Annotated in this window: 21 protein-coding genes and 1 tRNA gene; 8 read left to right on the forward strand and 14 right to left on the reverse strand. The window is 65.0% G+C overall.

The features are described from left to right. Window positions 1–2 precede the first annotated feature (2 nt). From ACFXN1_RS28770 to ACFXN1_RS28780, 3 genes are read left to right on the forward strand one after another with little or no spacing between them, the layout of a single operon-like run. Entirely contained in the window at window positions 3–911 is a 909-nt protein-coding gene (locus tag ACFXN1_RS28770) for a hypothetical protein (RefSeq protein WP_379443019.1), read from the forward strand. A gap of 6 nt (window positions 912–917) precedes the next feature. After that, window positions 918–2,102: an acyl-CoA dehydrogenase family protein gene (locus ACFXN1_RS28775; RefSeq protein ID WP_379443017.1), complete on the forward strand. Its 1,185-nt coding sequence runs from the start codon at window positions 918–920 to the stop codon at window positions 2,100–2,102. Between the two features lie 9 nt (window positions 2,103–2,111). Next, window positions 2,112–3,215 carry an acyl-CoA dehydrogenase family protein gene (locus tag ACFXN1_RS28780; RefSeq protein WP_379443016.1) on the forward strand — a complete coding sequence of 368 codons (1,104 nt, stop codon included), beginning with the start codon at window positions 2,112–2,114 and terminating at the stop codon, window positions 3,213–3,215. Between the two features lie 297 nt (window positions 3,216–3,512). On the opposite strand, the gene mdlC is transcribed toward ACFXN1_RS28780, so the two are convergent. The 7 genes from mdlC to ACFXN1_RS28815 form a co-directional block, all read right to left on the reverse strand. Further along, entirely contained in the window at window positions 3,513–5,123 is a 1,611-nt protein-coding gene (gene mdlC / locus ACFXN1_RS28785; RefSeq protein ID WP_379443015.1) for a benzoylformate decarboxylase, read from the reverse strand. A gap of 402 nt (window positions 5,124–5,525) precedes the next feature. Further along, window positions 5,526–5,975 carry an ester cyclase gene (locus ACFXN1_RS28790; RefSeq protein ID WP_379443013.1) on the reverse strand — a complete coding sequence of 150 codons (450 nt, stop codon included), beginning with the start codon at window positions 5,973–5,975 and terminating at the stop codon, window positions 5,526–5,528. 261 nt (window positions 5,976–6,236) lie between these two features. Then, window positions 6,237–6,821: a DJ-1/PfpI family protein gene (locus tag ACFXN1_RS28795; RefSeq protein ID WP_379443012.1), complete on the reverse strand. Its 585-nt coding sequence runs from the start codon at window positions 6,819–6,821 to the stop codon at window positions 6,237–6,239. Window positions 6,822–7,003: 182 nt separating this feature from the next. Continuing rightward, complete coding sequence (locus ACFXN1_RS28800) at window positions 7,004–7,243, reverse strand: hypothetical protein (protein ID WP_379443011.1); 240 nt, start codon at window positions 7,241–7,243, stop codon at window positions 7,004–7,006. Window positions 7,244–7,448: 205 nt separating this feature from the next. Further along, window positions 7,449–8,303, reverse strand: a complete 855-nt coding sequence (locus ACFXN1_RS28805) for an alpha/beta fold hydrolase (RefSeq protein WP_379443009.1) — start codon at window positions 8,301–8,303, stop codon at window positions 7,449–7,451. A gap of 146 nt (window positions 8,304–8,449) precedes the next feature. Further along, complete coding sequence (locus tag ACFXN1_RS28810) at window positions 8,450–9,361, reverse strand: NAD(P)H-binding protein (RefSeq protein ID WP_379443008.1); 912 nt, start codon at window positions 9,359–9,361, stop codon at window positions 8,450–8,452. 9 nt (window positions 9,362–9,370) lie between these two features. Then, complete coding sequence (locus ACFXN1_RS28815; RefSeq protein WP_379443007.1) at window positions 9,371–9,763, reverse strand: hypothetical protein; 393 nt, start codon at window positions 9,761–9,763, stop codon at window positions 9,371–9,373. 380 nt (window positions 9,764–10,143) lie between these two features. Here ACFXN1_RS28815 and ACFXN1_RS28820 point away from each other — a divergent pair, with 380 nt between their 5' ends. Next, complete coding sequence (locus ACFXN1_RS28820) at window positions 10,144–10,353, forward strand: hypothetical protein (protein ID WP_379443005.1); 210 nt, start codon at window positions 10,144–10,146, stop codon at window positions 10,351–10,353. 974 nt (window positions 10,354–11,327) lie between these two features. On the opposite strand, the gene ACFXN1_RS28825 is transcribed toward ACFXN1_RS28820, so the two are convergent. The 3 genes from ACFXN1_RS28825 to ACFXN1_RS28835 all read right to left on the reverse strand — a co-directional run bounded on the left by ACFXN1_RS28825 (window position 11,328) and on the right by ACFXN1_RS28835 (window position 15,283). Continuing rightward, entirely contained in the window at window positions 11,328–13,454 is a 2,127-nt protein-coding gene (locus ACFXN1_RS28825) for a serine/threonine-protein kinase (RefSeq protein WP_379443004.1), read from the reverse strand. 844 nt (window positions 13,455–14,298) lie between these two features. After that, window positions 14,299–14,610, reverse strand: coding sequence for a DNA adenine methylase (locus tag ACFXN1_RS28830; RefSeq protein ID WP_379443003.1), 312 nt, complete (start codon window positions 14,608–14,610; stop codon window positions 14,299–14,301). A 1-nt stretch (window position 14,611) separates the two neighbouring features. After that, window positions 14,612–15,283: a hypothetical protein gene (locus tag ACFXN1_RS28835; protein WP_379443001.1), complete on the reverse strand. Its 672-nt coding sequence runs from the start codon at window positions 15,281–15,283 to the stop codon at window positions 14,612–14,614. A gap of 1,029 nt (window positions 15,284–16,312) precedes the next feature. Here ACFXN1_RS28835 and ACFXN1_RS28840 point away from each other — a divergent pair. Beyond that, window positions 16,313–16,498: a helix-turn-helix domain-containing protein gene (locus tag ACFXN1_RS28840; protein ID WP_379443000.1), complete on the forward strand. Its 186-nt coding sequence runs from the start codon at window positions 16,313–16,315 to the stop codon at window positions 16,496–16,498. Between the two features lie 271 nt (window positions 16,499–16,769). Here the strand turns inward: ACFXN1_RS28840 and ACFXN1_RS28845 are convergent, their stop codons facing one another. From ACFXN1_RS28845 to ACFXN1_RS28855, 3 genes are all read right to left on the reverse strand, one after another. Further along, window positions 16,770–16,955 carry a hypothetical protein gene (locus tag ACFXN1_RS28845; protein ID WP_379400039.1) on the reverse strand — a complete coding sequence of 62 codons (186 nt, stop codon included), beginning with the start codon at window positions 16,953–16,955 and terminating at the stop codon, window positions 16,770–16,772. A 113-nt stretch (window positions 16,956–17,068) separates the two neighbouring features. Beyond that, window positions 17,069–17,142: transfer RNA gene (locus ACFXN1_RS28850), tRNA-Ile, on the reverse strand. Window positions 17,143–17,214: 72 nt separating this feature from the next. Further along, on the reverse strand, window positions 17,215–17,592 hold the full coding sequence (locus tag ACFXN1_RS28855; protein ID WP_379442999.1) for a DUF4234 domain-containing protein: 378 nt from the start codon (window positions 17,590–17,592) through the stop codon (window positions 17,215–17,217). 132 nt (window positions 17,593–17,724) lie between these two features. Here ACFXN1_RS28855 and ACFXN1_RS28860 point away from each other — a divergent pair, with 132 nt between their 5' ends. The 3 genes from ACFXN1_RS28860 to ACFXN1_RS28870 all read left to right on the forward strand — a co-directional run bounded on the left by ACFXN1_RS28860 (window position 17,725) and on the right by ACFXN1_RS28870 (window position 19,942). Continuing rightward, window positions 17,725–18,153 carry a nitroreductase family deazaflavin-dependent oxidoreductase gene (locus ACFXN1_RS28860; RefSeq protein WP_354838026.1) on the forward strand — a complete coding sequence of 143 codons (429 nt, stop codon included), beginning with the start codon at window positions 17,725–17,727 and terminating at the stop codon, window positions 18,151–18,153. Window positions 18,154–18,344: 191 nt separating this feature from the next. Beyond that, entirely contained in the window at window positions 18,345–19,391 is a 1,047-nt protein-coding gene (locus ACFXN1_RS28865; RefSeq protein ID WP_379442997.1) for a TerC/Alx family metal homeostasis membrane protein, read from the forward strand. Window positions 19,392–19,456: 65 nt separating this feature from the next. Beyond that, window positions 19,457–19,942, forward strand: a complete 486-nt coding sequence (locus tag ACFXN1_RS28870; protein ID WP_379442996.1) for a hypothetical protein — start codon at window positions 19,457–19,459, stop codon at window positions 19,940–19,942. Window positions 19,943–20,347: 405 nt separating this feature from the next. Here ACFXN1_RS28870 and ACFXN1_RS28875 read toward each other — a convergent pair whose 3' ends face one another. Further along, the gene (locus tag ACFXN1_RS28875; RefSeq protein WP_379443028.1) at window positions 20,348–22,117 is read right to left on the reverse strand and encodes an SDR family oxidoreductase; all 1,770 of its coding nucleotides are present in this window, start codon (window positions 22,115–22,117) and stop codon (window positions 20,348–20,350) included. Window positions 22,118–22,121 lie beyond the last annotated feature (4 nt).

Genomic DNA, 22,121 nt, shown 5'->3' on the forward strand with positions numbered 1-22,121 from the left:
GCATGACCATCGCGTACTTGCTCGGGGGACAAATTCCGTTGGATACGGCATTCGTCACCGAATTCTGCGTTCGATTCCCTGCCGTCCGTGAGGTATTCGAGCAGGCAGCACACTGGACCGAATTGGACACGTCGAACCTGATCGCGGGCGAGTTCGACGGAGAGGGCGAACTCATCCAGAGCTTCGGTGCCGTACGCCAGGCCGCGTTGATCATCGGCATGCACGACGTGCTGGCTGAAAGCGGCATCCGGCCAGATGCCATCGGCGGGCTCAGCCTCGGCGGTTTGGTGAGCGCCTGTCTCGCAGGCGGACTCGATCGACAGCAACTGTTCGAGATGCTGCACTACCAACGCCTCATTCCCGAGGTGCCGGCCGACTCGCCACCGCAGGGGATGGCGGTGGCCGCCCTGGCGGAGGGTGACGAGATCGAGAAGTACATCGGCCCCGTCCGGCCCGGGATCTACCTGGCCGCGGACTACGACGTCGTGCCCGGCGGCGACAAACGGGTTCTCGTGCTCTCCGGATATCGAGCGGAGTTGACCGCTCTCGCGGCCGAGCAACCGCGTCGGATCCGCATGCTCGAGGAGTACGTCGGCGCCTTCCACAGCCCGCTCGTGCAGCACGTGGCGGACTTCATGGCGAAGCATGTGTCCGGGATGACCTTCTACGATCCGAAGATCACCCTCTGCTCACCCCACCAGACCGGCGTCATCCAGACCGCCGACGAGGTTCGCGAGTTCTTCCTCACCAACTATCTCAACCCGGTCGGCGTCCGCTTTCTCCTGGACGAAGTCAACCGATTCGGCGCGGAGTCGGCCATCGGGCTGGGACCCGGGATGCCCCAGCGCCTCGTCGCCGAGCCACTCATATTGACCTCTGTCCTCACCGCGGACGACCTCGCCAACTTCTGAGGACCTATGGACATCAATTTCACTGCGGCACAACAACAGTTGCGAGCCGGACTCCGAGAGTACTTCGCCACCCTGATGACCGACGAGCGGCGCGAGGCGATCGCGGGCGGCCCGCGGGGCGAATACGGTCCCGGCGACGCCTTCAAGGAGATCGTCCGCCAGCTGGGCCGGGACGGATACCTCGTGATGGGATGGCCGAAGGAATTCGGCGGCCAAGGCCTTTCGATGATCGACCAGATGATCTTCACCGAGGAAGCTGCCGTCGCCGGAGTGCCGATACCGTTCCTGACGGTCAACACGGTCGGCCCCACGATCATGCGTTTCGGCACCGAAGAGCAGAAAGCCTTCTTCCTGCCGAAGATCGCCGCGGGCGAATTGCACTTCTCCATCGGCTATTCCGAGCCCGAGGCCGGCACCGACCTCGCCTCGCTGCGGACTCGGGCGGTGCCCGACGGCGACGACTACATCATCAACGGCCAGAAGATGTGGACCTCGCTGGTCGAGTACGCCGACTACATCTGGCTCGCGACGCGCACCGACCCCGATGTCGCGAAGCACAAGGGTCTGAGCGTGTTCATCGTGCCGACCACGGCCGGTGGCTTCTCCTGGACCAAGGTGCACACGATGGCGGGCGCGGGCACCAGCGCCACTTACTACTCCGACGTCCGTGTTCCCGCAACGTCGATCGTGGGCGGGCTCAACCGGGGCTGGAACCTGATCACCAACCAGCTCAACCACGAGCGGGTGGCCCTCTCGATCGCCGCACCGATGCAAGAGGCACTGCGTCAGGTTCACGTATGGGCGCAGGACACCGAACTCGCCGACGGCTCACGGGTCATCGACCAGGAGTGGGTGCGGCTGCACCTGGCGCGGGTGCACGCCAATACCGAATATCAGAAGCTCCGCAGCTGGAAAATGGCCTCCGACGCCGATACCGGCGAACTGGCCCCCGCCGAAGCCTCCGCCACCAAGGTATTCGGAACCGAATTCGCCACCGAGGGGTACCGGCTGTTGATGGAAGTGCTGGGCGCGGATTCGATCGTGCGGTTCGATTCGGCCGGCACCCTGCTGCGCGGGCGCGTCGAGCTGTACCACCGTGCGTCGCTGATCAATACCTTCGGCGGCGGCACCAATGAGGTTCAGCGCGACATCATCGCCGCGACCGCTCTCGGCCTGCCGGTCACTCGTTGAGGACATCACATGGATTTCACGCTCACCGAGGCACAGCAAGACCTTGCCGGGCTCGCCAAGCAGATTCTCGGCGACTGGTCGGACAAGAACGACAACAGCGTACGATCCGCTTCCGGACTCCGCGACGCGCCCGGTTTCGACGCGGACCTGTGGCGCACGCTGGCCGGTGCCGGTCTGCTCGACGCGGCACTGCCGAAGTCTGTGGGCGGCAGCGGATTCGACGTACTCGAGCAGGCGTCGGTGCTGATCGAGATCGGCCGGACCCTCGCGCCCGCACCGTACTCGAGCAGCATCGCCGTCGGCGCCTCCGCGATTGCCGAGTTCGGTGACGACAGCCTGATCGGGCGCTACATCACGCCGGTGCTGCGCGGCGACGCGACCATCGCCGTCTCGGTCGGCGACGGCTCCACCAGCCGAGCCTCCTTGCGCTGCACCGAAACCGACGCCGGCTGGACGGTGAGCGGCAGCCGAACCGTCGTCACCGCAGGCGCTTTCGCCACCACTTTCCTGCTCGAGGCCACCACCGCCAACGGCCCGGCATTGGTGCTGATCGACCGTGCTGCCGCCGGACTCACCACGACCGCGCAGCGTCTCGTCGATACCGACGACGCCGCGTTGCTGGAGCTGGACAATGTTGCCACCATCGTGCTGAGCCGGGCGGAAGGTGTCGAGTGGGCGCGCCGCCGTGCGACCTTGGCGTGGTGCGCGTGGCAGCTCGGGGTATTGGAGAAGGCATTGGCGCTGACCGCCGAATACGCCCGCACTCGTACGCAATTCGACAAGCCGATCGGCTCCTTCCAGGCGGTGCGGACACGGCTTGCCGACGCCTACATCGACGTCGAGGCCGTGCGGTTGACACTCTGGCAGGCCGCCGCCCGCGAGGCCGCAGGTCTGCCCGCCGAGCAAGAGATCGCTACCGCGAAATTCTGGACGGCAGAGGCCGGCCATCGGGTGGCGCACACCGCAGTTCATATTCACGGCGGTGTGGGCATCGACACCGACGGGCCGATGAACCGGTACTTCGTCGCGGCCAAACGCGCCGAGTTCAGTCTCGGCGGCGCCACTGCCCAGCTCCGCGTCCTGGGCAATCTTCTAGGGCGCCGGGCGGCCTGAGCGCAGTCGTGGGATCAGGCTGGATGCGGGCCGCGTCGCTTGTCAGTAGTCAATTTGAGGGATCATAATGCGCCGCCCCTGACATTCACCCAGGTCGTAGCTGTATTCGCTGTGATCCACTACTTCTCCACCATCAACCAACCCTTCACCCCACCGGCCACCAAGTAACCCGAACCCCAAGGAGCCGCAGGTCCCCCTGCGGCTCCTTCGATCGCGCCAACTTGCGCTGGTGGGCAGCGAGCATGGGGTCTGATGACCGGACGGTCGAGCCTGAGCGGAATCGGAATTGCCGATCGCTCAGAGTGCGGCCTTCTCGGGTTGGGTGGTCACCACGATGACCGTGGTGGTGCCGGACTCCAGCGCGAGCCGGAACTCCTTCTCGAGGTCTCCGGCGGAGGTGACGTCGACGGAATGGCAGCCCAATCCTCTTGCCACGGAGGCGATATCGAGACCGGGGAGGTCGAGTCCAGGGACACCCGGTGTCTGTTCCAGAGCGGCAAAGGATTTGAGGATGGAGTACTCGTGGTTGCGCATCACGACGTACACGATCGGCACATTGTGTTGTACTGCTGTCCACAGCGATTGGACCGAGTACTGGAACGAGCCGTCCCCGATCAGACCGATCACCGGGCGCGTGACGCCACGGTCGCGGTCGCCCAGTGCGACACCGACCGCAGCCGGTGCGGCCCAGCCGATACCACCACTGGCAGTGGCGAACATCGAGTCCGGCTCCACGGCGGGCAGCCAGTTGGCATGCTGCGCCATGGTCGAGGTGGACTCGTTGACGAAGACGGCGTGTTCGGGACGTACTTCGCTGAGCGCCGCGTAGACCTCGGCGGGCGTGAGCGTGCCGTTCGACGTTTCCGGCAGCCTCCGGTCACGCGGCATGGGCTTGGGCACCTCACGGCCTGCGCCGTCGCCCACCAGTTCGGTGAGAAGCTCGATCGACAGCCGGGCATCGCCCAGGAGGCTGTCCCCGACACGGGCGGCCGCGGCAATCCCCGGATCGTCGGTGATCTGCAGCAACTCGGTTCCGGCAGGCAGGATGTCGCCGGGTACGTAGGGGTAGTAGCGGAAGACCTCGGCCCCGATCACCACGACGAGATCGTGTCCGGCCAGCCGTTCGCCGATGGCCTTGACCGACATACCGACCGACCCCTGGAACAACGGGTGGTCCTCCGGGAAGGAAGCGCGATCCGGGAGCGGAGGACTGTACACCGCAGCCCGCAACTTCTCCGCCAGCGCGATGCCGGCGTCCCACCCGCGGGCCCGGTCCACGTCGGGCCCGAGGATCAGGGCCGGCCGCCGACTCACCGTGATGCGCTCGGCGAAGCGCCGCAGACGCTCCGGGTCGGGCGCGTAGGTCGTGCTGACGTCCCGCAGTACCGCGGGCCCATGCAGTGGCTGGTTCCAGTCGTCGAGCGGAATGGACAAGAACACAGGTCCGGCAGGAGGCTGCACGGCCATCGCATAGGCACGCATGAGCGCTTCGGGCACGGCCTCGGCGCGTGCGGGCTCATAGGACCACTTCACCCACGGCCTCGGCATCGCCACCGCGTCGCGGTTACTCAGGTACGGGTCGCCGATCAACAACTCGCGGTGCTGCTGACCGGCCACGACGATCAGCGGCGTGTGTCCGTGATAGGCCGCGACCAGGTTGCCGATGCTGTTGCCCAGCCCCGCCGAAGAGTGCAGGTTCACCAACGCAGGACGCCGCGTGGTCTGGGCGAAGCCGTCCGCCATAGCGATGACAGACGCTTCCTGCAGCCCCAAGACGTACGTGAAATCATCCGGGAAGTTCTTGAGAAATGTCTCCTCGGTCGAACCCGGATTACCGAAGATCGTTGTCAGGCGCAGCGACCTCAGCAAATCGTATGTGACGCTCTGTACGGACGATTTCGCGGTCATGATGATCGATCAGCCCCTTTCTCCAGTGGGCACGGCAATCGAGCGTGCTATCCATGCGGGCGCGGGATCAGCGGACGAAGAATTTCGCCCAGGGATCGTCGGCTCGTGCGGTCCAGTAGTTGCTGAACAGGAACTGTGCTGCCGCGATGTCTTCTGGCGCCGGCTCTTCAGTTCTCGGGGGAAGCTCACGCTTCGGTGCCGGTCGCGCGAGCCCCTTGATCACTTGCTCGAAACCGGCCGGGGTATAGCCGTTGAGTACGCGGCAGACATCGCTCGTGACGTTGAACGTCTCTTCCGCTGCTCGAGAGGGCGGGAAGTTGCGCCTCGAAGAACGAGGGTGTGGTGGGGGTCATCGGCCTGCCTTCCAGGAGGTGGAGTCAAACCAAATGGACGCGAGCGAAGTCAGCTATCTGCGGTACCGGCTTCGTCGGTGGGGCCCGTCAGCAGTGCCTCGCCTTGCTCGATTTGCCTCATCAACGCGTCGATATCGGTGTAGTCCCAGACCTCGGCGAACTTGCCGTCTTCGAGGTGATAAAGAGTGAACTCTGAAATAGTCACCCGACGACCGGTCGCCTCAATTCCCTGGAAAGTCCCCCGATGGGTACCGGTTACCGTGAAGTGCACCGCGATATAGTTGCCGTCGACGACGAGGTGCCGTATCTCCCAATGCCAGTCGGGAAATCCGGAGACAAGAGGTGAGAATTGCGCCGTAACAGCGGCTGGATCCATAGGAACGTCATCGACTTTGATGGTCGATGTATAAAATGACGCCATACTATCGAAATCGTGCTCATTGCAGTACCCGAGATAAGACAGGTACAGGGATCGGTGTTCGTTGTCCTGGGTCACCATATGTTCGCCGCCTCACGTGGTCGACTCACTTACCCTCGCAAGCATCCTAGCCTCGATCATTCTTGCGGGTGTGGCTAGCTGTCCCGTGTCAGCGGGCGACTGCGAGGTTCCACGGGATTCTACCGAATCATGTTCCCTACCAGCAGTTTTCACAACCACGGTTCAATCAGAACCTTTGACAAATACGCATCAATACCGTTCCGAGCCCGAATTGAATCCCCACCAGGATGGGGAGGGGTCAACGGGTGGATCGAAATTGGGTCATCGGGTCCAGATCGGCCCGCGTGCCTCGTATTCCAGGATCTCCTCGACGCGAGTCGCGGTTTCGGCGCTCAGCTCGCGGCGCACCAGCCAGAGGGCCAGGTCGATCCCCGAGGTTATGCCGCCCGCTGTCACCAGATCGCCGTCGTCGACGACGCGCGCCTTCGTAAGGACGCCACCTTGTTGTTTCAGTGTGTCGAGAGCACCGTGATGGGTTGTACAGGGGCGGCCGTTGACCAGCCCGGCTGCGCCCAAAAGCAATGCGCCGGTGCACAATGAGCTGATCGTCAGTCCGGCGCGGGGCGCGGCTGCCAGGGCTTCGGGTAGGACGCCACGATTGATCTCGGCCCAGACGCCTGGCGCGTCGCGGTGTGTGTAGCCGCCGCCGGGTACGACGAGCACATCGGCGTTCTGGGGTGCCCACGGTTCGGTGACTTGCACGACGGTGCCGTAGGAAGCGCGGATCGTTCCGGGTTGACCGGTAGTCACGTACCGCAGGTCCACGCCGCGCTCGGCGAGCATGGCGGCGAGCGAGAACACCTCGAAGGGTCCGATGAAATCCTGTTCTTCGACACCGTCGAACATGACGATATGGACGCGGAGAGGCCCGGCTGGGCCTTGTCCGTCCGCCTTCGCTTCTGGTGCACCGCCCCTGGCAAGGTGGTTGCGAACGTGGCGGCACCGCCGGCGGCCATCAGCGCTCGCAATACGACTCGTCGTTCCAATTGTCCTGTCCTCCAGTCCTGCTCATCCCCGAGGGGCAGTTTTCAGTGCGTGCGATCCGAGGCCGGGGCGGGTTGGCGCGTCGGTGTGCCGATCATGCGGGCGGTCGTGGCGATGACCAGTAGCAAGGCGAGAACGACGGCGGCGGTGCGGATGTCGTGGTGGGTGTCAAAGCGGTGCAGCATGGTCAGGTAGTCGGCGGGCGGAGTGTTCGGGTTCCACGAGCGAATCTTGTTGTTGATAGGGATGTTTCCGAACTGCGCGTGTATCCCCGTGCGCCCCACGGCATTTTCGGCGCCTACCGCACCGCGCTGGAAGCCGATCTGCTCGCCTTCCTCAACAGCTGACCCAACCCCCGCCCTGGTAGGGGCGATGTTTCACAGTCGCGAGACCTGGTTATGACCGATAGCCCAGCACGAGATCCTCGGCGAGGCGGCGGGTCTCGAGGATTCGATACTCGGCCGCCAGGCCGGCCATCACCGCTGCCGCTCAAACGGTGAGGAACGACCGGATGGCTTGGGCTATGTCATGGGCGTGGGTTTCGAGGGCGAAGTGGCCGGTGTCGTAGAAGTGGATCTGGGCCTCGGGGAGGTCGCGTCGGAAAGCCTCGGCACCGGCAGAGAGGAAGAAGGGATCGTTCTTGCCCCACACTGCGAGGAGTCGGGGTGTATGGGTGCGGAAGTAGGACTGGAATTCGGGGTAGCGGGCGACGTTGTCGCGGTAGTCGAGGAACAGGTCCAGTTGCACGTCGTCCGCGCCGGGGCGGGCCAGGTAGTGGTTGTCGAGGGCGATGCCGTCGGGGGAAACCAGGGCATCGTCGGATACGCCGTGGGTGTACTGCCAGCGGGTGGTTTCCGGTGCGAGGAACTGCCGCAGCGCTTGGCGATTGGCGTCCGAGGGGTTCTCCCAATAGGCGCGGATCGGGTTCCAGCCCTCACTCAACCCTTCGGCGTAGGCGTTGCCGTTCTGGGAGACGATGGCGGTGATGCGGTCGGGATGTTCGACGGCGAGCCGGAATCCGGTCGGGGCGCCGTAGTCGAAGACGTAGAGCGCGTACCGGTCGAAGCCCACCACTTCGGTGAACCGGTCGATCACCTCGGCGATATGGTCGAAGGTGTAGGCGAACTGCTCGCGTGGCGGCATGTCCGAACCGCCGAAGCCCGGCAGGTCGGGGGCGATGAGGTGCAAGTCGTCAGCGAGCAAGGGGATCAGGTCGCGGAACATATGGCTGGACGTCGGAAAGCCGTGCAGTAGAAGAAGTTTGGGCCTTCCCGGCGTGCCCGCCTCGCGGTAGGACACGCGGAATCCGTCGACGTCGGCCTGCAAATATCGGATCGCGGACATGACTGGGTGACTCACTTTCTGCGGGGATGCGGAAATCGAGGTGTTGCGCCGATCACCGCGCCCGCATAGGCATGGCCCACAAGAACTTTCGGTCCGGCGGTCGAGTTCAGCGTTTTGTCCAGGGCGGCCACACCGTCTGGCGTCCTTTATGAGAACAGTTCCGAGTGTTCGGCTATGTACTGCCCAACCGTGGATGGCGGCTGTCCCGTGATCTTCTCGACGTCGTCGGTGGCTCGGTCGTAGCGGTTGGCACGGTGTAGCAGTGCCAGTGTGGTCAGATGCTGCTCGACGTGCGCGGGCAGACCTCGGGGCGCGAGAACCTCCTGGACCCAGGTTTCGTGGGGGATGTCGGTGCCGCGAATCTGCCGGTGAAGTCCCAGGGTGTACTCGGCGGCCAGGCCATCGATGTCCAAACGCGCCGGGCCGGTCAATTCGTAGACGTCGCCGATGCGATGGATGGGATCCACGAGCACTGCCGTAATCGTGCGGGCCACGTCGCTGGTAGCTATCGGTGATGTTCGACCCGTTCCGAAGGGGAGGGCCAACAGGTTTTGCTCTCGCAGCGACGGTGCCGCGAGTCCGGTGAATATCGGATTGTCCAGAAACACCGTCGGCCTGATGTGCACGACCGGGACACCCGACCAGTTCAAGACGTGCTCGGCGAGGTAATGCAGTCGATGTTGACGAGACTCTCCCACACTGGTCAGCGTCATTTGAGAAACAGTCATCTGGGACATGTTCACGACCACCTCGAGGTGGCCGTACTCCAACGCGGCGTCGCAGACGACTACCGTTGCCTGCAGGTAGTCCGGAGAGACACCCATCGAAAAGAACATGCGATCGATGCCGGCCATCGCATCGACCACATCTCGTGGATCGGTCAAATCTCCGACTACGACATCAGCGCCGAGTGCACGTAACGGCTCAGCTCGGGCGTCGTCGCGGTGCACCAACGCGCGAACGCGATCCCCACGTTCCCGCAATTGCTCGATCACCTGCCGGCTCACGCCACCGGTGCCACCACCCGCCCCGGTGATCAGATACAAGGGCGCATTCATGTTCGCTCCTCAGGGTGTGTTTTCCCAGTGCTTGGCAAGGGGTGTGTCGGCGAACCTCTCGAGCATCAAGCGGGACAACAGCAGCACCGAGCTGCGTGGACGGTGGTTCACCACGAGGCGCTGGGCCTTTCCGGCGGCGTTGAAGGTGACCAGGACGATGACATGAATCGGCACGCCGCGTACCGATGAGGTGTAGTCCTCGAGGAAACTGTTCTCGCCACAGGGGCCGGCGTAGTGAAAGTCTTGGAACTCGTATATTTCGCGGGCGGCGACCACGACTTCATGGACGGCCTCTGCGCCTTCTATGACGCCGTCCCACGCGGCGCCTTCCCCGGTTACGTCGTCGGCCAGGTTACCCAGCCACGCTGGATAGTACGGCTTCCCCATATACGTCGATGTCATGCCGCGCCTCCCGTGAAATCCGGCAGCGAGCCGGCTCGCCAACGCGCGCCCACGATGTGTGACCTATGACCATGCAACCCTATAGCCCGGCAGCCCGGGTTATAGGGAATCCATGTGGACAATGCGGTAGACGCGGACACCCTCCCCGCCAGACCGGAAGCGCCCGTGCCGCAACCAGATCCGGCGCCACGGCGGGCCCGCCTCAGGCCGAAGGCACCCGTCGTACACCCTGCGCTCCCGCAACGACGACACCAGCACCGAGCTGCGTGGACGGTGGTTCACCACGAGGCGCTGGCAGATACCAGACACGCCGGCCATTCGAACTCATGTGCGAATGAGGTTCAGTTTCTGCCTTCTCGTCCCGGGACCCTGGCAGGCGAATGCACTCGCATGCCCGCCGCCGCGTCCTGCTGTCGATGGCCCTTACCGGCGGACTCATGCTGCTCGGCCCCAGCGTCTTGGGGATGTCGGGCTCGCTGCCGCTAGCCGCATCACCGGTGGCATCCTTTCCACCACGACGGATTCGCGACTACGTCGGCACCCTCATCCCGGCGCTGCCCGCATTCCACGAAGCGGGCACATCCCGATAAGTCTGCATCAGGCTGTCGAGCGCACTCATCGGCATTGCAGGGACATTCGGTAGTCGACAAGACCGGACATTCGGGAGCGTTGACAGCAGCGAGTTTCGTCCGCTTTCGGCGAGAGGAACGATCGTGCGGGGTTCGGCGTGACCATCAAATCGGTCACAGCAGGAGTGGCCCTGTTGACCGAAATCCGATCGGCCAGCCGGTAAGGGCGGGTGCGGGTTTTCACCCTGGGGTGGGTGTTGCGCGATCCGTTCACAGACGAGAATTGACCCTGTCCACGTCGTGAGCGATACCGCGCCCAGGGAAGTGATGCAGATGCCTCTTGCTGTTCAGTTTCTGTCTTCTCGTCCCGGGACCCCTGGCAGGCGAATGCACTCGCATGCCCGCCGCCGCGTCCTGCTGTCGATGGCCCTTACCGGCGGACTCATGCTGCTCGGCCCCAGCGTCTTGGGGATGTCGGGCTCGCTGCCGCTAGCCGCATCACCGGTGGCATCCGTGTCGTCGTTCGATGCCGCCTCGCAAAGCCACTGGCATCCGCCGATGCCTCGGTGCCCTAGATTCGACTGCTAACTCAGTTCCCCACCGGGCGGCGGGTTCTCCAGTACACGGAGGGGCGGAGGCTCCTGCCAGATCTATCCGCGGTGTTCCAGCCCCGGACCAGGGCGAACTGGCTGCGGCGCCCCGGGCAGCCCACACTGTGACACGAGCGCAGCGGCTGCGAGGCCAGACGCGGTTGCCCGGGGAGCAACCGAAGCCCAAGGATCCATGGCCTGACCCACAGCCCCTGCCTCGGCCGGTGCCGGTGCTGGTGCTGGTGCGGATCGCAAACGGAATGCAACCACCGCCCGGACTTAGCGAGTTCGCACGTCGCATCGGCATTGAAGACCAGTCGACTTCGTCAGTCCGCATGACGCGAGTTATCGACGTATCGACGTGCGGTCGACGCTGGTTCGCCGACTCCGCGGAGACATCGGCGCCTACAGCGGGTTCTTTTTGAACCAATCGATCAAACCCTGATCCGTCTTGGGACGGTTCGAGGGGGAATCGGGACCGACTGCTTTGACTCGAATGGCGATGTCGCTGCTCTGATCCAACGCAACGAGCGTCGGCACAGGATCGGTGGTGCAGGTGAACCGGCCGACGGTCGCGCCATTTCGAATCGACGGTTGCTCGGGAACCGTTGCACCGCCGCACGCGCGCCCGCCGGACTTCCTCATGACACCATCGAAAAACTGGGTCGCGATCGGATGGTTGGGAAATTGGAAAAACGTTGCTGTCGGCGCACCAGACTCGTTGCCCAAGCATACGACGACGGCGGTCGCATCGCTCTCGGGTGACTCGTGTCGACAGTATCGTGGGTTGTAAGTTTTGGGCAGTTTGGTGAGCAGATCGCGGTCGGCCGGAGTGGTGTAGTCCGGGTCCTTCGGTTTGGTCCGGAATTGCGAATTTCCCTCTCCCATGTCTTTCAGTGTCCAGAACAAGCTGGCGTTACCGCCCACCGACTCGGTGAAGTAGAAAACCGCCATGCTCATGGCCGCGTCGTCGGTTTGGATCACCCCCGAGGTCGGTGGTGTCGTAGTGGCATCCATGAAGCAGGTCGTCCGCCCGACCTCCCTGCCGTCTCTCGTCGCGGGGCCATCCGGGCCGGACGGATAGCCCGGACAGCTGCTGGTCTGTACCGGTAAGCCGTGATAGGCCTTGCCTAGCGCGTCGGCGTTGGGAAACAGGTGGAACTCCGCTCTGGGCACGCGGATTTCGGGAATCTCGTCGCAGGCGAGACGGGCTTTCTCCCCCAGAATCGCCTCTGGGTTCGAGTGATGACAGATGCTGCGGTTGTACGGGCCTTGCACGTTCGTCAGCAGGGTGATGTCGTCGTCGGTGAATTCGGATTTCGCCGTCCCCGGGGCCGGTGGTGTCGGCTTGTGGAGTCGCGGCCAGGCTCCGACGGCCACGACGGCCACGGCGGCCACGGCAGCGGCGATCCAGAGGCCGCGTGGCCGGCGCCTGGGCCCCGGGACGGATCTCGCCTCGGGTGTGGAGGTCGCCCGGGGTGCGGGATGCGCCGCCACGGTGGGATCGTATTCGAATACGGCAAGGGGACTATCGTCTTCGGCGTCGCCGGTAGACGGTGCAAGTGCGGCGTGCGCGGCGGCGGCCAGTTCGCCGGCGCTGGCGTAGCGTTCATCGGCCGACTTCGCCATACCGCGCGCGACGACAGCGTCGATCGCGACCGGGATTCCCGGTGCGTAGCTGCTCGTTCGGGGTGGAAGTTCGATCATGTGGGCCCGCATGATGGCGGCGTCGCCGCCGTCGGTCGCGTAAGGGCGGGTGCCGGTCAGGCATTCGTGCAACACGCACGCCAGGGCATACACGTCGACAGCCGGCGTGGCCGGGCCGGATCGGAAACGTTCGGGTGCCATGTAGCTGAACGACCCGATCGCCGATCCGGTCTGGGTCAGGCGTTCGTCGGTGTTCGTGTTGGCCAGGCCGAAGTCGGCCAGGTAGGCGAACCCGTCGTGGGTGAGCAGGATATTGTCCGGCTTGACGTCACGATGGACCAGACCGTCGTGGTGTGCCGCGTCGAGTCCGGCTGCGATCTGGCAGATCACCGAGACAGCTTGCTCGGGCGGCAGCGGGCCGCGGGTTCTCAGCACGGCGCGGAGGCTTTCGCCGTGCACCAGTCGCATGTCGATGTAGAGCAGCCCGTCGATCTCGCCGTAGTCGTGGATCGGGATGACGTGGGGCTCCTGCAGCAGCGCGGCGATGTGGGATTCGCGCCGGAACCGGGCCCGATAAACCGGGTCGTCGGCCAGCTGTTCGGGCAGCACTTTCACCGCGACCACCCGGCCCTTGGAGGTGTCGAGTGCCTCGAATACCCGGCCCATCCCGCCGGAACCGATCAGCCGCCGCAGGCTATATTTCCCGAACGTCGACCCTGGCATCAGTGGCGGCCGTAGGTTGTTCACGACTGCCTTGCCTGCGTTGTGGGCAACCTGCGCAGGTTGATCAGAATCGAGAATCGGCGCTTGAACATTGTCGACCTGCCAGGTGGACGACGACGCGGCCTCGGCCCCTTCGGCGAAAGTGCGACCCCACTGCCACACAATCTATGCCCCCCTAAATTCTAGTCCAACGGTATGGGCCGGCGTGCTACGACTGCTCGGGGATCGACCGGCTCTCGCGCCGACACATCCAGCGAATGCTGGTGACTCACTGCGAATGGGGGCACCGTCTCGTTCCACAGACTCGCCTGGAGGATTTTGGTTCGCTGCATGCTGCGCGCAGCGTGCGGCACGCGGCCGGTGCTGCGATCGCTCCGGCGTACGGGCAACCGAAGCACGCCCGCAAGAACTCGCGTCCGAGCGGATACGGCAACGGCTCCGTCCGATCGGCCTGAGGACGGCACGGTGGCCGGACCCCCACTGCCCGTGTGTCGGAGTCGAGTGCACGGTAGTTCACCGCCTCCGCGACCAGTTCGCGGCCCACCTCGCGGAAAAAGGTGTAGCGCGGTAGGCATCGGCTTCGCGAACATCCGCGACAAAGGTGGACGGCATTCGTGAACTCCTGGAAAGCTGGTTCGTGTATCGGCGCGGCGCGCGATGGGTGAGGTCTGCCGCTTCGTTGGTAGCGCCTTTACAAGAATCTTCGGCGTCGGCGCTCGTCCCGAATAGCCACCATAGGTGGCGATCGTTTTCACCCCTGGGCAACATCTCACGCCCTGGGTGCCGACACAGCACTGCTGGTCGGCGCCGATTCCACCGCGGTTGTACAACGGGACGGTTTGCTGCGCGACGCGATTCCGCGCCCCCGGTTCCTTGTCAACGCAGGCCCGTCCGCCATGAATGAGACCGATATGAATGGCTGCATAACCCGGCTGCCAACATGAGTTGGCGTAGGTCGACATTATGATGTTGTGTTCGAGAGGCGGCCAACCTGTTCAGTCCTCCCTTAGCCCCCGGGCCGCTCCAGCTCGTCCAGCCCGGACAGGTCCCCGTGCGAGGCCTCTTTCTCGGCGCGCGAGTGCGGGGTCAGCGCACACACCCGGGCCAGATCCGCCGGCCGGTCGCGCAGCACGCGCCAGAAGGTCATCAGGTCGCCGTCGATGTCGTTGACTGTCTCCATCCGCGTTGCGGGCTTGGCCAGCAGCACTGCCAGCGATCCGGCGAACGGTTCGACGTAATGCCTGTGCTCGGGCAGCATTTCCGCGACCTTCGCCGCGATCGTCGTTTTGCCCCCGTAATAGGCCATCGGTGGCTTCATCTCACTCCTCGGCCTCGGCGGCGAACGGTTCGCGGCACACTCCGCACAGGATCGGGCCCGCGTCGATGGTCTTCTGCGCCGCCCGAACTCGCCGCGCCGACGTGCAGGTGCACACCAGTGCGCGCCCGTTGCGCGGGGTCTTGCCGGACTTGTCGCCGTCCCGGCCCTCGCCGTCGCCATCAGCGGGATCGTGCTCGTCGCGGCGGTAGGCCACGATCACAGCGTCGAGTGTGCGGATCTGCCGCTTGTAGGTGTCGGCGGTGGCGTCGGACACGGTCGTGACCGTCCAGCCACGATCACGAGTGCGTTCGACGGTGAGCCCGAACTCGCGCACAATATCCCGGAACTTCCCGTTGTGGTAGGCACCGGCGCGGCTGGTGTCGTCGATCCCGCGCGCAACCGCCGCACCGTGTGCGGCTTCGTGCAGCAACGTCCCCAGCACATAACGCGCGCCCATCGCCAAACCCTCACCACCGACGAACAACTCGGGCATCACCTGCTGGCCGACCTTCCACCGGTCGCGGCCGAAATGCCCCAGCTTCAGCACCCCACGCCGACCCATCGATCCCGACGCCATGGCCACCACCACATCGGGGATATCGGCATGACGTGCGCGCAGATCCGCCCACACCGACTCGATAGCTACGACAAGAGGACTCGAAATGGCATTCATGCCACACCTCCGAGAATTGATTTCTATGCATCAAAAATGTTGTTGCACAGGCATCAAAGAAGTTCCGCGCTGAATCCCTTGTTGTGGTCAATATTCGAACCGAGCCCAGGCGTCGACGTGACATCCACGCTCACGCCCCCGCTTGTGGTTTCGTCGCCGGACGCGCCCCCGCTACCAGCGCACCGTGCCATGCCAACCCGCCTCTTGTGGTCCTCTCTTTGTGGTCCCCCTTGTGGCCCCTCTTCCTTGTGGTCTCCCCCTCTTCTGGTTCTTCTCTTCTCCTCCCAACTGTTTGGTGGTCGTTTGCCGCCACCAAACCCACTGGTAGAACCGATTTCGTATCGCACTTTCACCGCACAACTTGTGTGCATTCATTGCGCATTCGTTCCGCATTCATTCCGCATCGAAAATCGCTGCACGGCTGGGCAACCCGACGACAAGAGGCCGCGGACTCCCCCGACCCGGAGCCCCTCGACTGCGCCGGAACATGGTGGCGATGATGACGGTGAGAACCGTGTGGACTGATCATCTTCTGGCTCACCGGACGTTCGGCGGCCTCACCGTCGATGCGATAGGAGGACATTCCCCATGTCCAGACACCCGACGCACAGAGGGTCTTTCTATGCCGAATTGGTGCATCTTGGCCTCGTTTGCGGACCGTCATCGCATCTACAGTGACGCCTGACCAAATGGAGCTTCAGTATCGGCACCACCTCCTTCACGCTGAAGGTGGATCCCAGACCACATAGCTGCCGGCCCGGGTTGGGCGGTGCGGCGACCCCCACACCGACAGGAGTGCCGGCGGGGCGCAGCCTTCTGATCCGCAGTCCGATGAAACGGCCCTGAACAAGGAAAATGCTGGCATGTCAACGTGTTCCGGGTTGTCATCGTTTCCGTCATCAGGTCGCTGGTCTGTGCGCACCTGCACCCGAGTCAGCGCCGCGGCTCGATCACCGACACCGAATCGCCGTCCATGTTGGCGGCGTAGACGGTGTGGGTGCCGGGGTCGACCGCCACACCCTCGCCATATTGACCCGGCCTGATGAATCGGTGTCCTCGATCGCCCGGCTGCTCGGGGTCTCACGGTCCACGATCTACAAGTACGTCCCCGAGATCGGTACGGGCCGATGCCAACTCGGTGCTGGGGAGGATCCGCCGCTGACGGAAGTGGGCGAGTACGACGAGCTGCTGCCGTCCCGCGCACTCAAGGCGTAGGGCTACCCGGGGCTGGCAGTAGACCGAGAGGCCGTGTAGCAACTCAATTCTCCTGATTGCTGGACCGACGCCGCTTGCGCAGATGGAAGGCCGCCTGCCGACAGGCCGAGCTGCAGTACTTTCGCGGGCGTCCTGTCTGCATGCAGGGTCCTGTTCGACCGGCGAACAAGAGTGTCGGCGCGTCAGCGGGTGCGGGCGCGCGGGATCTTCTAGCGTCGGGTCAGCAAGGGGATGCGGCAGCGTGGGCAGCGGACAACAGGCTGAATAAGGTTCAGCCGAATGCAAACCGGGCGTACCGCTCAACGTCGAATATTCCAAGATTCCTCTTGGAGGACCATGCCCCGCTGTTGCTGGCGCGGCGGCCAGACATGAAGTAGTCGATCCGGACCAGATAGCCGTCGATCGTGTTCTTGCTGCGGTTCCTTCGCTGCAGTTCCGTGGCGAAGTCGTCCTTCAATTCTCGGCCCCCATGCGAGCCGATTCTACGTGCAGAATACAAGGCTGGAGGTGCTTTGTACTGGAGCGGCTCGACAGAACGAGGCGGAGTATCCGCAGGTGAAAGGGGGTTTGTGGGGCGGGCGGGGCTCGAACCCGCGACCAATGGATTATGAGTCCACGGCTCTAACCGACTGAGCTACCGCCCCCGACCGCTTCAGATCACTACGGGCTCCGCGAGATGCTACCGCCTCGGGAGGGTCGATGCCCAGTTGGACTCGCTATTCGGCGTAGCGGTCGGCGATCTTGTTGAGTTCGAGCTGGTAGTAGAGGATGCCGAGGCCGAGGATCAGGTTCAGGACGAAGCCGAGGACGGGGTTGCAGGTGCCTTCGAGGCCGGCGGCTTCCTGGGATTGGCGGATTCGGGTGCCGGTGCGCCAGAAGCTGACGATGGCGGCGATGCCGGTCCAGGAGAGGAAGAGCATGACCAGGAGGGGGCCCGCGACCGGGGCCTCGGGGTCGCGGCGGAGTTCGGCCATCTCCTTGTGGATCTTGTAGTACCAGACGAAGAAGTAGATGCCGAGGGTGATGAGCGGCCAGACCAGCCACACCAGCACCGGGTTGCGGGGCTTTATCGGCGTGGCGAGAGCGATGGTCATGCGATGAATCCTTTTGTCGTCGTGCAGTTTTCGTAATCCCGGGCGAACCGGCTCGGGAAACGTATCCACAAGATCGTGACCGGATCGTGAAGCGTTAATCTGGGGCAGTCCACGACCGCAGGGAGGATCACGATGGCGAGTCTGTTCGCGAACGTGCTGAAGGCACATCAGTGGATCTATGAGAACAGCAACGGCCTGGTCGGCCACAAGCTGCTGTTCGGCAACCCGACGCTGCTGCTGCGCACGGTCGGCCGCAAGACCGGCCAGGAGCGCACCAATGCGCTCACCTACGCGCAGGACGGCAAGGACTACCTGGTCACCGCGTCCAATGGCGGGTCGCCCAGGCCGCCGGGCTGGCTGGCCAATGTGAAGGCCAAGGCGGACTGTGACATTCAGATCGGCACCAAGCGGATTCCGGTCACCGCACAGGCCACCTATCCGGACGATCCGGAGTACGCGCGCCGCTTCCAGCTCGTCGACAAGGTGAACCAGGGCCGCTACACCCAGTACCAGACGATGACCTCGCGGCCGATCGCCGTGGTGGTGCTCACACCGCGCTGACACCAGCGCCGGGTGGACCTCGTGGGTAAGGGTCGACTATCCTTCCTGACCTGAGGGGAGTACTTCCCAAGAATCACTCCGGTCAGTACGGGCCGCGCCGACGCGTCCCCCGGATGGTTGCCTGCGACTGTGGCATTCGAAGACGCAGGTGAAGGAGACCTCGGCTGGTTTACCCTGCCCGAGGAGGTCCCATGAGTCCTACCCTGTCCGTTCTCGCGAGTTCCACCACCATCAACAGCGTCGGGACGCCCTGGCTGTGGGGCGGGACGATCGCCGCGGTGCTGGCGCTGCTGATCCTCGACTTCGCGCTCACCCGCCGCCCGCACGAGGTGTCCATGCGCGAGGCCATCGCCTGGACTGTCTTCTACATCGCCCTGCCCATCGCGTTCGGCGTGTTCCTGTGGTTCAACAACGGCGGCACCCCGTCCGTGGAGTTCTTCACCGGCTACCTGCTGGAGAAGTCGTTGTCGGTGGACAACCTGTTCATCTTCATGCTGCTGCTGTCCGCCTTCGCGGTCCCGGCGGCGCTGGCGCAGCGGGTGCTGCTGTACGGCATCGCGGGCGCGCTGGTGCTGCGCGGCATCTTCATCGCGCTCGGTGCGGCCGCCCTGGCCACCCTGGACTGGGCGTTCCTGCTGTTCGGCATGATCCTGCTGGTGACCGCGGTGAAGCTGCTGGCCGACGCGGCCGGTGGGCACGAGCAGGAACTCGATATCGCCACCATGAAGTCGGTGCGCCTGCTGCGCCGCATCTGGCCGGTCACCGACGACTACCGCAGCACCAAGATGGTGGTCCGCGAGGCGGATCCCGCCCAGCCCGGTAGATTCCGCCGCGCCCTCACCCCGCTGGCGCTGGTGGTCGGCGCGGTCATGGCCACCGATATCGTCTTCGCCGTCGACTCGGTGCCCGCGGTGTACGGCGTCACCGGCGACCCGTTCCTGGTGTTCGCCACCAACGCCTTCGCGCTACTCGGTTTGCGCGCACTGTATTTCGTCCTGCACGCCGCGCTCTCCCGCCTGGTGCACCTGGCCTACGGCCTGGCCGCCATCCTGGCCTTCATCGGCGTGAAGCTGGTCCTGCACTGGGCGCACGGCATCTGGAGCGGTGTCCCCCAGATCCCCACGGCCGCCTCGCTACTGGTGATCGTGGTGGTGCTGGCGACGGTGACCTTCACCAGCCTCCGCGCCACCCGCGGCGACAAGGGACACGCTGAGGAGACCGCGGTCGACGTGCAGTGAGCCGCGCGGCAGGGACCGGCGAATATCGCTCGCGAACCGCGCCGGTATCGACGTAGCGTGAAACCATGCTGCTGCACCGTTCCCGGCCGCCTCGGCTCGAGCAGGTCAATCGCGCCGTGGATGCGCTGGAACTTCCGGAGGCGGTGTTCAAGACCTGTCCGTGGCAGCCGCGCGAGCTGGTGGAAACCGGTCTGCGGCAATGGTTGCGCTGCTGCGGGGCGGCGATGCGGGACGATCGGGTGATCGGCATGCCCTCGCATGCGGTGGACGAGGCGTGGCACGGGCTCATCCTGTGCACGAAGCGGTATGCGCGGTTGTGCGACAGCGCGTATGGCCGGTTTCTGCATCACTTCCCCGACGGCGAGGGCACGGGTTCGGGTGACCCTATGACGGAGCAGTTGGGACGCACGGTGGTCGCCTGGTCGTTCGTGGCGCGACCAGGCGAGAAATGCGTGCTGTGGGACCTGGATACCGTTGTGGGAGTGGACCGTCCGTGGGGCATCCCCGCGGAGCGGGTCCACTCCATCGAGGCCGCGCTACGGGCGGGCTAACCGCCTCCGCAGCCACCGCCCCCACAGCCACCGCCGCCGCAGCTACTGCCGCCACCGCACCCGCTGTGCCCGCCGCCGCAGCCATGGCCGTGGCCGTGACCACCGCCACTGTCGGACCACCCGCCGCCCCCATCGCCGCCGGCCGCCCCGTATCCCCAACTCTTGCTGCGACTTCCACGACGGCGATCGGGCTCTTTCCCGTTCGCGACAGAAATCGCCACGGCAATCAGCGCGATCACGATGCCAACACAGATAATTCCGCCAACCATCGTCGGCCTCCTCCCCCACCTCGCGGCCCCTACCGCGAGATATAGCCGAAAGCTACGCCAGGAAGAATCGGTCCGACAAACCCATTTTCTGGGGGGCTCACCACCGGTGTGAGCCCCCACCGAAATGGGTACCTGACTACGTCAGTTTCACGCGGGCCGCGAAGAAGCGGGCCACCGCCGGGGCGAAACGGTTGAAGCGGTACTGCAGCCAGGCTTCCGGGGTCACCGGGACGACGTCGCGGCCCTGCTCGACGGCCTTGACGATCTGGGCGGCGACCTTCTCCGGGCCGTAGCGGCGGGCAGCGTAGAGCTTGTCGTAGCGCTGCTGCTTGGCGGCCTCCTCCTCGGCGGAGACACCCGAGAAGCGGGTGGTGGCAACGATATTGGTGTGGACGATGCCGGGGCAGATGGTGTGCACGCCGATGCCCTGTCCAGCCAGTTCGGCCCGCAGGCAGTCGGAGAACATGAAGACCGCCGACTTGGAGGTGGAGTAGGCGGCGAAGCCGCGCTGGGGGGTGTAGGCGGCCATCGAGGAGAGGTTGACGATGTGGCCGCCGAGGCCGCGGTCGGCCATGGCCTTGCCGAAGGCGCGGCAGCCGTTGATGACACCGTGCAGGTTGATGTTCAGCACGCGGTCGAATTCGGCCGCGGGGGTTTCGAAGAAGTCGCCCGCCGCGCCGACACCGGCATTGTTGATCAGGATGTCCGGCACACCGTGGGCGGCGATGACCGCCGCCGCGTGCTCGGTGACAGCCGCCTCCGAGGACACGTCCAGCTGGTAGGCGTGCGCCGTACCGCCTTCGTGCGCAATGAGTTCCGCGGTCTCCTTGGCCGAGTCCAGGTTGATGTCGGAGAGCACGACTTCCGAGCCCTTGCGGGCGAAGGCGAGCGCGGTCTCGCGCCCGATGCCGCTGCCGCCGCCGGTGATCACCAGCAGCTGGTGCTCGAACGGCCGCTGCTCCCCACCGACTTCGGCACGACGCAAAGTGCGCGGCGCATCCCCCGTCCGCAGCGAGTCGATGAGCTCGACGGTGGAGGTGGCGAGCAGTTCCGGGTGCGAGAACGGCAGCCAGTGCCCGCCGCCGACCTCGCGCCGGTACAGGTTGGGCGCCCAGTCCTTGGTGTCGTCGTAGCCGGCGGGCCGCACTGCGACATCGCGGCGCGCGATGATCAGCTGCACCGGCACCTCGGTGCGGCGCTCGCGCGGATCGCCCAGGCGCTGCAGGATATTGGCGCGGTAGATGCGCATGCCGTCGAAGAAGTCGCGCCGGAACTCGGGTCCGAGCTTGATGTTGGCGGGCGAGGTCTCGTTCATCAGCCCGACGAAGCGCGACCACATCTTCTCGGTGCCCAGCGGCTTGAGCACCACCCGCGGCACACCCGGGGTCATGAACAGCCCGGTGTAGGCCGACGACAGCAGCTGCGTGAACGGCCCCCACACCTTGCCGCGCGACAGGCTCGACCGCACCCACGCGCCCAGGTGGTCCAGGTTGGGCCCGGACACCGAGGTGAAGGAGGCGACCCGTCGGGCGGCCTGCGGCTCGCAGACGGCCTCCCACATCTCCACCGAACCCCAGTCGTGGGCCAGGATGTGCACGGGCGCATCGGGACTCACCGCGTCGGCGACGGCGAAGAAGTCGGCCGCGAAGTGCTCGAGCCGGTAGTCCTCGGTGCGGTCGGTGCGGGTGGAGCGACCGTGCCCGCGGGTGTCGTAGGTGACCACGTGGAAGCGGTCGGCCAGCAGCGGCACCACCCGGTCCCACAGATGGTTGTCGTCGGGCCAGCCATGCACCAGCACAATGGTTTCCGCGGAGGGCTCACCGTATTCGTAGACGGCGATGTCGAATTCACCGCTGCGCACCAGGCGTTCGGCGGCGGGGATGACGGTGGGTTGATCGGTCACGATCTTC

The sequence above is a fragment of the Nocardia sp. NPDC059154 genome (assembly GCF_042755705.1).
Classification (GTDB): domain Bacteria; phylum Actinomycetota; class Actinomycetes; order Mycobacteriales; family Mycobacteriaceae; genus Nocardia.